This is a genomic window from Neochlamydia sp. AcF84, from assembly GCF_011087585.1.
Taxonomy (GTDB): Bacteria; Chlamydiota; Chlamydiia; order Chlamydiales; family Parachlamydiaceae; genus Neochlamydia.
Window position 1 is genome coordinate 42,122 of sequence record NZ_VJOT01000075.1, and the last position, 10,256, is coordinate 52,377.

The 10,256-nt window shown below is 38.2% G+C and carries 5 protein-coding genes; 1 reads left to right on the plus strand and 4 read right to left on the minus strand.

The window, feature by feature from the left end; genetic code table 11:
• Positions 1 to 6 precede the first annotated feature (6 nt).
• The 3 genes from ligA to NEOC84_RS08930 form a co-directional block, all read right to left on the minus strand.
• Complete coding sequence (gene ligA / locus NEOC84_RS08920; protein WP_166158311.1) at positions 7 to 1,998, minus strand: NAD-dependent DNA ligase LigA; 1,992 nt, start codon at positions 1,996 to 1,998, stop codon at positions 7 to 9.
• 7 nt (positions 1,999 to 2,005) lie between these two features.
• The gene (gene glgB, locus NEOC84_RS08925; RefSeq protein WP_242678246.1) at positions 2,006 to 4,132 is read right to left on the minus strand and encodes a 1,4-alpha-glucan branching protein GlgB; all 2,127 of its coding nucleotides are present in this window, start codon (positions 4,130 to 4,132) and stop codon (positions 2,006 to 2,008) included.
• Positions 4,133 to 4,570: 438 nt separating this feature from the next.
• Positions 4,571 to 4,756 carry a hypothetical protein gene (locus tag NEOC84_RS08930; RefSeq protein WP_166158317.1) on the minus strand — a complete coding sequence of 62 codons (186 nt, stop codon included), beginning with the start codon at positions 4,754 to 4,756 and terminating at the stop codon, positions 4,571 to 4,573.
• Positions 4,757 to 5,135: 379 nt separating this feature from the next.
• On the opposite strand from NEOC84_RS08930, the gene NEOC84_RS08935 reads away from it, so the two are divergent.
• The gene (locus NEOC84_RS08935; RefSeq protein WP_166158320.1) at positions 5,136 to 9,635 is read left to right on the plus strand and encodes a tetratricopeptide repeat protein; all 4,500 of its coding nucleotides are present in this window, start codon (positions 5,136 to 5,138) and stop codon (positions 9,633 to 9,635) included.
• 73 nt (positions 9,636 to 9,708) lie between these two features.
• On the opposite strand, the gene NEOC84_RS08940 is transcribed toward NEOC84_RS08935, so the two are convergent.
• A complete protein-coding gene (locus NEOC84_RS08940; protein ID WP_166158323.1) occupies positions 9,709 to 10,197 on the minus strand; it encodes a transposase in 489 nt (162 codons plus the stop codon).
• Between the last annotated feature and the right edge of the window lie 59 nt (positions 10,198 to 10,256).

Here is a 10,256-nt window from a genome sequence, read left to right on the forward strand (position 1 = left end):
GTCCTGTCATAAAAGGCTCTCAAATTGATCTTCATTAAGGATAGTGATGTTAAGCTTTTGAGCCTTTTCTAACTTAGAGCCAGCACTCTCTCCGGCTAAAACATAATTAGTTTTTTTGCTGACGCTATCTGTCACTTTTCCCCCTCTTTCTTTAATGATGTAGGCAGCTTCATGGCGTGAATATTTTTTTAATGTGCCTGTTAAGACAAATGTTTTACCATTAAACGCATGCCCCTTGAAAGCAGCAGCTTGCATCGGTTGCAGCTCTAGGCCATTGGCTAGAAGCTTCTCTATCTCTAAGCGATTTTTAGGATCATTAAAATAATCCACCACAGCAGAAGCCACTTTATCTCCCACCCCTTCTATTTTTAATAGATCCTCAAAAGACATATGCATAAGATGGTAGATGTCCCCTGCTTTAATAGCTAAAGCTTCAGCAGTACCGCTCCCCACATACTTGATGCCTAAAGACATGATAAAGCGCGCCAAGCTTACCTTGCGGGCTTTATCAATACTTGTTAAAAGATTGTGGATAGATTTGGCTTTAAAATTATCCAGCTGGGCAAGCTGCTCGGCGGTTAAACAAAAAATATCGGAAGGATTGCGGACAAATCCTTTATTAAACAACTGCTCAACTACCTTTTCTCCCAGATTTTCAATATCTAAAGCCTCTTTGCCAGCAAAGTAAATGAGCTTTTTTAATTGTTGTTCCAAACATTGAGAGACGTTAGGACATCGTACAGCTACCTCTCCATCTACATAAACAACTTTACTTCCACAACTAGGACAAGAAGAAGGCATTGACCAGGGGAGGGTTCCTTCTACACGCTTGGATAAATCGATCTTTACTACCTTAGGGATAACATCGCCTCCCTTTTCAATAATAGCAAGATCTCCAACACGGATGTCTTTACGTTTGACTTCTTCTTGGTTATGCAACGTAGCGCGGGCAATCGTACTTCCAGCTAGAAAAACAGGCTCTAATTCTGCTACAGGCGTTAAGACTCCTGTGCGGCCGACTTGCACAGTAATAGCATGGATACGCGTGGCTACTTGTTCGGCTGCAAATTTATAGGCAATGGCCCATCGTGGATTTTTATCAGTACTTCCTAAAAACTCCCATTCGCGAAGAGCATCTAATTTAATGACTACCCCATCAATATCAAAGGGAAGCTGTTTACGCAAAACCTGGACTTTTTCTGTATAATCCCAGATTTCCTCAATATTATGGCATTTAGCATAGGTGTATAAGGCAGGCAGGCCCAATTCTTTTATATAATGATGAAGCTCATATTGGCTAGTTAAGCCATGGAGATGGGCGTTAGCAATGCCATAAAATACAATATCTAGTTTTCTTCTAGAAGACTCACGTGGATCCAACAATTTTAAGGAACCGGCAGCTGCATTACGGGGATTAGCCCATATAGGCTCCTCCGCTTTTACACGTTCTTCATTTAAACGCCTAAAAGCTTCATGCGGCATAAATACTTCACCTCGCACTTCCAACACCTCGGGGATGTTTTTCCCATACAAACGCAAAGGCAAACGGGCAATCGTTCTAATATTGTTAGTAATCACCTCTCCTTTACGTCCATCCCCCCGCGTCAAACCACGCACAAAAATACCTTTTTCATAGCGCACCGATACAGCAATGCCATCCATTTTTAGCTCGGTGCAAAAAGCGGGTTCCTGCTCGCCTAGCAGCTTTTGAATGCGTTTAATAAAATCCACAATCTCATCTTTGCTATAGGTATTAGCTAAAGAAAGCATAGGAATTTCATGGGTAGCCGTCTCAAATCCTCCGCTAAGCATTTCTCCCACACGCTGCGTAGGAGAGCTAGAGGTCACCCATTCAGGATGAAGGCGCTCAGCTTCTTCCAATTCTTTTAACAATAAATCAAATTCTTGATCGGAAATGACAGGATTATGCTCAATGTAGTAATGTCTATTGTGCTGCCAAATCTCTTTGCACAGCTCTTCGTATTCGTGCTTATTCATATAAAAACTACCAAAAATTAACTCTTAAGATCATCGTAGATAAAGGAGCAAGATGGATTTTTAAGGCGGCAGCCTTTCCATGAGAATCAATCAAGATTTCTGGATTAATATTAAGCTTTCCGGAGCCGCCATACTTTACATCATCCGTATTAAAAACTTCTTCCACTGCCGCTAAATTTTTTAAATTTACTCGGTAGTCAGAGTAATAATTAGGTGTGAAATTATGTACGCAAAGTAGAATATCATGCAAGCTTTTACGAAGATAGCAGATCACACTATTATGGCGATCTTCAAAATCTACCCATTCAAATCCTGCCGGATCATTATCTCTTTCCCATAGACTGCGATTTTGCAAGTAGAAGTGATTGAGATCTTTGTTCATCTCTTTTAAGCCTTGATGAAGAGGAAATTGCAGCAGTGGCCATTCAATTTGCCCTGTACTAGACCATTCATTCCACTGGCCAATCTCACCTCCCATGAAAAGCAATTTTTTGCCTGGCTGACACATCATGTAACTCAGTAATAAGCGTAAATTAGCAAACTGTTGCCACATGTCCCCTGGCATTTTACTTAGCAGACTTCTCTTTCCGTGGACTACCTCATCATGAGATAAAACTAAAATAAATTTTTCGCTGAAGGCATAGAGTAGTCCAAAAGTCAGATTATGATGGTGATGGCGACGATAAATAGAATCTTTAGCCATATAATCTAAGGTATCATTCATCCATCCCATATTCCATTTCATATCGAAGCCTAAGCCTCCCTCTTCCACAGGATGAGTAACTTTTGGAAAAGAGGTAGATTCCTCAGCAATCATTAGCACACCTGGATGGTTTTTATGCACGATGGAATTAAGATGTTTCATAAATTCAATCGCTTCTAAATTTTCATTTCCGCCAAACTGATTGGCAATCCACTGTCCCTCCTCACGACCATAATCAAGGTAGAGCATCGAAGCTACGGCGTCTACTCTTAAGCCATCCACGTGCATCTTATCAAACCAGAAAAGAGCGTTAGCGATCAGAAAGTTCACAACTTCCTTGCGTCCAAAGTTAAAGATGTAGGTATTCCAATGGGGATGATAGCCTTGTTTGTAATCTTCATGCTCGTAAAGAGCTGTACCATCGAACCGTCCTAAAGAAAAATTATCTGTGGGAAAATGCCCGGGCACCCAATCCAAGATAACGCCAATATTATTTTCGTGCATATAGTTGACAAACCATTGGAAATCTTCAGGGCTTCCAAAGCGACTAGTGACTGCATAATATCCTGATACTTGATATCCCCACGATTCATCTAATGGATGCTCTTGGATAGGGAGAAGCTCCACATGCGTATAGCCCATCTCCTGGCAATAGGATGCAAGCTCTGGGGCTATCTCCCGATAATTCATAAAACGCCAGCCCTCTTTTTTCTTCCAAGAACCAAGATGGACTTCGTAGATATGAATAGGTTTAGGCTGAGCGGCCTCTGCCTGACGTTTTTCCATCCATTTAGCATCTTCCCATATAAATTTATCCACATGGGCTATAATAGAAGCATTAGCGGGCCGCATTTCACCACAGAGAGCCATGGGATCAGCTTTGAGATGTAAATCCTCTCCTTGAGATCGGATTTCAAACTTGTACTTTAAACCTTCTTTTAATCCAGGCACAAATAATTCCCATATACCCGAGCTACCTAAAGAACGCATAAGGTTGCAGCGGCCATCCCAATGGTTAAAATCGCCCACCACCGCTACACTTTTGGCATTAGGAGCCCACACGCAAAAACGAACGCCTTCCATTCCCTGATGGTTAACAAGCCTCCCTCCCATCACATTGTAAAGCTGATAATGCACTCCCCTACTGAAAAGATAGAGATCTAAATCGCCAAGCGAGGGGGAAAAGGAATAAGGATCATAGTCTAATAGGCCATTATGATGGTAAACCTTGTAATCTTTAAAAGAAGTATGTGCAGGAACTCGATATTCAAAGAGCCCGGCTGGATGGACACATTTAGCTTTAACAATTTTATCAAATAATTGTAAGTAAGCTTCGCTGGCTCCCGGCCGCCATAAACGTACAACTTTTTGCCCTCGCTTATTTTTATGCAAACCTAAAAAATGGTGAGGATTGTATTCGTCAAAATGCATAAAAGCCTTTAAAAAATGGATCTGTTTATGTGCTGATATTGCCATAAGAAATGCTCAAATAAAAAATTGCATCATATAAATTTCTTATTTCGTTTGCAAACGAGAAAACAGAATAAATTTCTTACTTAAATTTTTTTATGCTGTCATTTGCATTCCCTTTGCATTTCTCTCTCTTTATTCCTTTGCAGGATCACGCCTGCCCATCCACCTTTAAAAGCTCTTTTTCAAAACCAATTTTTAAGCCAAAGAAATTTTTTAAGGGGTACAAAACATGTAGAAAGGAGGAGGGAAGATTAAGAATGAATTTTTTTAATCTTTGTTTGTTTTTTATATCTATAAGTTTAAAGGCTGCTTTACAAGCTCTTGGCATTTTTAAACCAATCAGGGCCGCAATTGCTCTTAGCTGTTTCCTTGGTATGTCCATTGCTGCTCTATTACCTAAAAAGATGGCCTTTTAGATGAATGCTTCTTATAGCTAAGGTACTTATCCACTTCCTTTCGGAACATTTGCTCCAACATTTTGCCAATGAGGCGCTGAACAAGGCCATTGTTCCCTGTCAGATCGTCAGCAGTTTTACATTTAGCAAGCTCATATTGTAGATCAAATTTTTCAGGAATTGGCATATTGTCTATCTCCATTTGTATAAATGATTAGCAGCTGCAAACTCCGCTTTGCTTCGTTCGCAGCTTGGTTTGCTTTTGAAAGTATAATAAAAACCTACTTTCCTTATTATTTATTTAAACAGATTTTTTGACAGACCTGAGCCTAAAGGAGGGAAGTTCCCTTGAACGACCCAATTACCCCTTATCCGATATCTTACTTTACGTTTAGAATTTTTTCCTCTTTCCTTACTTAGCTACAAATTCTCCCCTCAACCTCTGTAAAAAATGCTTTATATATTTTTATTGACAAGATATACCGCCTACTTAAAAGATCTAAAATAAAGTGTAGATAATCTAAATCGCAGGTGAAAATCAAATTAGACGAAATAAGGATATATTTATGAATTTAGAGTCTCTTCATATTTACCCCATTATATTTCCTGCTTTTGAGAAGCCACAAAAACAATCTAAACATTCTGCCAGGAATAGTAGTGTTTATGCAGAAATCGCTTTAAGAATATTTTATGAATTAGGTCTACCAGATTTATGTCAAGCCAAATTAGTGTGTAAAGAATGGAAGCAATTAATTGAACAAACTGATGGATGGAAAAGACTTTATTCCAAAGATTTTAAAGATAATTCACCGCAGCCCCTTTCGCTGACATTTGATAAAACAAATCATTTACCATCCTCTCTTTGCCGTTGGAACCAAGCTCCAATAGCTAATTTTTTATGGTATGATCCTTCAACTATCATTAGCGACTCTCAAGAAGCAAAAGTAAATGCTGCGACAGCTTATTTAAAAGAAGAGGGTTTTGAATTAAAAGGGGTGGCTAGTGATGGAGACTGCTTCTTTAGCGCTTTTTTAGGAAGCTATACTTGTCTTTCTAGAAAAATTCCTTTATTAGACGATTGTAAAGATAAAATTTCTTATTTAAGGCAAGTACTCGCTGATATTGTTAAACACACCGACAGCGAAAGAGCCGAAGAAATAAAAAGAAAATCTACTTGGGTAAGTGGCTTAGGGGAAGGCGATCTATTAGCCTCGGCCTTATCTATTCCTATTAGGCTAATAACAGTTAATGAAGATCATTTAATTTGCGATATACATGATAGGCTGATCTTTTCAGAACAAGGCCTATCTGAAGAGAATAGATCGCAGGAATGGAAAACTATCCCTCAAAAAGAAAGACCTAAAGAATACATTTTTATCGTGGACTTAGGGGGTCATTTTGGGTATGCGCAGCAGCATTTAAAGCAACCTCAATCTCTTCTTTCAAAATCAAAAGTTCCTCATAGCTTTTTCTCATACGAAGATAATTCTTCTTATCCTCCTAAAAAGGCTAAGCTAACAGTGAAGACACGTGGAATTAAAAGAGCCTTAACGCAAAATGCGCATGCTAATGAATCTAGTAAGAAACGAAGATTAGCGCCTTCTTCCTTAACTAGCCTACCCCTAAAAATCTTTAAACAGGTTTTTCTTTCGTTCAGCACCTTGAACGATAATGAATTAAAAAGCATCCTTGATGCTAGAAGATGTGCAAAAGTGTTTAGTAAATACATGCCAAGTAACAGTAAGTTTTTAACAAAGTATCAACCTCAGAAATTGCCACTTTATTTAGACAAACTTGCAGATTGGCTAGGAGAGACCATCTTTCCAATTGGTAAGGATAGCAATATATTAATAAATGCTAGGCTAGAGAATGCTGAAGAGGCTTATTCGCAAGCTTTAAAATTTGCTGTTCAAGAAAAAGATTTTATCCAAGAAAGCTTTTGCATAGAAAAATTAGGTGATATTTATTTAAGAAAAGGAACTTCGGAAACGCTTTTGCAAGCGGCGGGCCTTTACAATTATGCCTTACGCCTAGCTCCTCAAAAGCGGCAAAAAATTCTTAAGGATAGACTTTCCCAAGTTCAAAATCTTCTTGTTAAACAATATAAAGGCAGACCTTTTGATCCGATGGTAGGAGAGAAACAATTCGAAAACAATCGCTGCACCTTAAAAATTTTTAGAGAAGAAATAAAGGAGAAAATGCAACTTCTGCCAGAGAACCCTTCTCCTCAAGAAGTAAGAAAGCTTTATGCTGAGATGGCTCGCCAGATAAAAATTTTCTTTGGGCAGCTTGCAATACAAATTTTTGACAATTTAGGTCCTGCTCCATGTGAATACGCCATGATAGGTTTTGGCTCTCTAGCTAGAGAAGAAATGACTCCTTATTCAGACCTAGAATTTGGTATTCTTATAGAAGAAGATACTCCAGTAAATAGAGAATATTTCAAGGGTTTTACAATCCTCCTTCATTTGCATGTTATCAACTTAGGAGAAACCATTCTTCCTGCTTTAAACATTCCTTGCTTGAAATCCATCATTTTTTTTGATGGTTTAACACCTCGGGGTTTTGCCTTTGATGGGGCAGGAGTAGAAGGAAAAGGCTGTAAAACTCCTTTAGGCAATGTTAAGACATTTGAGCTTATTCAAACTCCTGAACAGATGGCCCAGTATATTGGTAAAGATGAAAAAGGCCAGTGGTGGCATGAAAAAGAGCCTCATCTTCCCATGGAGCTACTCAATTTTACTCATTTAAAGGGTGATACTGAATTGACTAAAGTATATGATAAAAAAATTCAAGAATTGCTCAATACTTCTTATCATGAAGGCCTTACTCTTCGCCAATATTTAGCAAAGTATCACTTGATTCAAGCAGATATGCTGGCTTTTAATCCAGGAATAAACGATTTTGAAAGGCAGGGAATGCTTTTCAAAGTTAAAAATGATTTGTATCGTTTTCCTCACCTGGCTTTAGATAGATTAGCCCTTCTCGAAGAACTAAAAACATCAAATACGTTTGAAAGAATTGATGAGTTAAAGGAGCAAAAAACTATAACTCATAAGGCAGCTGAAAAGTTAAAGGAATGGATGAGCATAGCGCTAATTATGCGCCTTAAAACCTATACTTATTATCAAGCGCAACAAGAGATGATGAATCCACTCATTAAGGCGTTTGGTTTTGATGATCCTATATTTATCAAAAAGCAATTTGCTTTAGATAAGAACTCTTTAAAAAAAATAATAAAAATCTATCGCATCTTTATTCCTTTCTACAAGGTTATTCAGCAGTTTTTAGCAGGAGATGAAGACAGCCTTAAACTTTCATGTTTAGATGATAACTCACTAGAGGATCGAGGAAATATAGCTCTCAGACTTTTTCAACATAAGGAAGCAAAAGGTTGGTTTAAACTAGCAATAAAAGAAAACTCTCAAAATACATTGGCCTTAAATGGTCTGGGAATAATTTACCAAGAACGAGGGAAATTAGGAAAAGCAGTTAAATATGCTAAGCAAGCATTATCTACTGACCGTCAACTTCTTGGTGAAAATCATTCTACGATAGCAAGAGATTACAACAATTTAGCTATTACCTACTTATTACAAAAGAAGCTAGAACAAGCAGCGAAGTATGTTGAGCAAGCTTTAGCTATCGACTGTAAGCCTTTTGGTGAAAATTATCTCACCATAGCAACAGGTTACCATAATCTAGGTACCATTTACCAAGCGCAAGGGAACCTAAAGCAAGCCGCTAAGTATGCTAAGCAAGCTTTAGCTATTGATCTTAGGCTATTAGGGAAAAACCACCCTAAAGTAGCAACAGACTACAATAATCTGGGAACCCTTTACCAAGAACAAGGAAATTTAGAGCTAGCCGCTAATTATGCCAGACAATCTTTGGCTATCAACCTTATGCTTTTTGGTAAAAATCATCCTACGGTAGCAAGAGATTACAATAATTTAGGGCAAATTTACGAAGAACAAGGAAATTTAGAGCGAGCCGCTGAATATACCAAGCAAGCACTCGATATTGATCTTAAGATTTTCGATGAAAATCATCCTACAGTGGCAATCGATTACAACAATCTGGCGCAAATCTACCAAGCACAAGGAAATTTAGGGCTGGCCATTGAGTATGCAAAGCGAGCACTCGATATTGATCATAAGCTTTTTGGTGAAAACCATTCGTCGGTGGCCATCCGTTATAACACCTTGGGATCAATTTATAAAAAGCAAGGTATTTTAGAGCTGGCTGCTAAATATACCAGGCAAGCTTTAGACATTAATCTCAAACTTTTGGGCGAAAATCATTTCACGGTGGCAACAAATTATAATAATTTGGGAACCATTTATCAAGAGCAAGGCGATTTAGAACAAGCCGCTGATTATACACAGAAAGCTCTAGTTATTGACCTAAAATGTTTTGGTAAAAATCATACCAGAGTGGCAAGAGATTATAACAACCTGGGAGCAATCTACCAAGAGCAAGGCGATTTAGAACAAGCCGCTGATTATACACAGAAAGCTCTAGTTATTGACCTAAAATGTTATGGTAAAAATCATCCTACGGTAGCACTTAGTTACAACAATCTGGCGCAAATTTACCAAGATCAAGATAAATTAGAGAATGCTGCTGAGTTTACAAAAAAAGCGCTAGAAATCACACTTAAGTGTTCTGGTAAAAATTACCCCCCACTAGCAAGCTTTTACAGCAATTTAGGTACTATTTATCAACAACAAGGGAATTTAGAACAGGCCGCTAAGTTTATCAAAAAAGGTCTGGTCATTGATCTTAAGCTTTTGGGAGAAAATCATTCCACAGTGGCTAATGATTACCACAATCTAGGGACAATCTATCAAGAACAAGGCGATTTAGGCAAAGCGAAAGGATATATTAAAAAAGCTCTCGCCATTGACCTTAAAAGTTTGGGTGAAAATCATCCTCAGGTGGCAAGTGATTACAACACTTTGGGGGCAATCTACCAAGAACAAGGAAATTTAGACAAGGCAAAAAAGTATAGAATTAAAGCATTAGCTATTGACAATAATCCACTTGGAGAAAATCATTCTTAGCTGGCTAGTTGTTATAATCCACATTTTTCACCTGAAGTTTAAATTATACGCTTTTAAATTACTCCTTACACAATTAGGCATACGATACAGCACATAAACTTTTCATTCTTTTTTCTTGCAGACATACCTTTCTCCAAGAAGCTATTGCCATCTTTTCTAGTTCTTTATAACCCCGATAAATACGATTAGACCAAAAATGGCTACGCAAGTAATGCCATAAGTTTTCAACAGGATTAAGTTCAGGACTATAAGGAGGTAGAAAGAGCAGGTGAATATTGGAAGGAACTTTCAGCGTTTTACTAGTATGATAGCTAGCTCGGTCTAAAATTAGCAAAGCATGGGAAGAAGCAGGTAGCGATTGACTAACTTGCTTAAGAAAAATTTCCACTCCTTGGCTATTTAAGAAAGGTAAAATCATCCCTTCTGCTTGCCCTGAACGTGGGCAAACAGCTGTAGCTACATACAGGTTTTTATATTCTGTCTGCCTTAAGAGCTTTTGGCCGCGTTCCTTTTTTTGCCCATACCTTAGTAGAGGTGCTTTGTTGTCCAAGCCGTGCTTCATCTTCAAACCAAATTTCGATGTTTTTCTTGGGAAATTGTTTGTTTAAGCTGGTGAGGACG

Excerpts from the sequence above, each read along its gene's own strand:
- ligA (WP_166158311.1), bottom strand. The coding sequence starts at position 1,998 with ATGAATAAGCACGAATACGAAGAGCTGTGCAAAGAGATTTGGCAGCAC.
- glgB (WP_242678246.1), bottom strand. The coding sequence starts at position 4,132 with ATGCATTTTGACGAATACAATCCTCACCATTTTTTAGGTTTGCATAAA.
- NEOC84_RS08930 (WP_166158317.1), bottom strand. The coding sequence starts at position 4,756 with ATGCCAATTCCTGAAAAATTTGATCTACAATATGAGCTTGCTAAATGT.
- NEOC84_RS08935 (WP_166158320.1), top strand. The coding sequence starts at position 5,136 with ATGAATTTAGAGTCTCTTCATATTTACCCCATTATATTTCCTGCTTTT.
- NEOC84_RS08940 (WP_166158323.1), bottom strand. The coding sequence starts at position 10,197 with ATGAAGCACGGCTTGGACAACAAAGCACCTCTACTAAGGTATGGGCAA.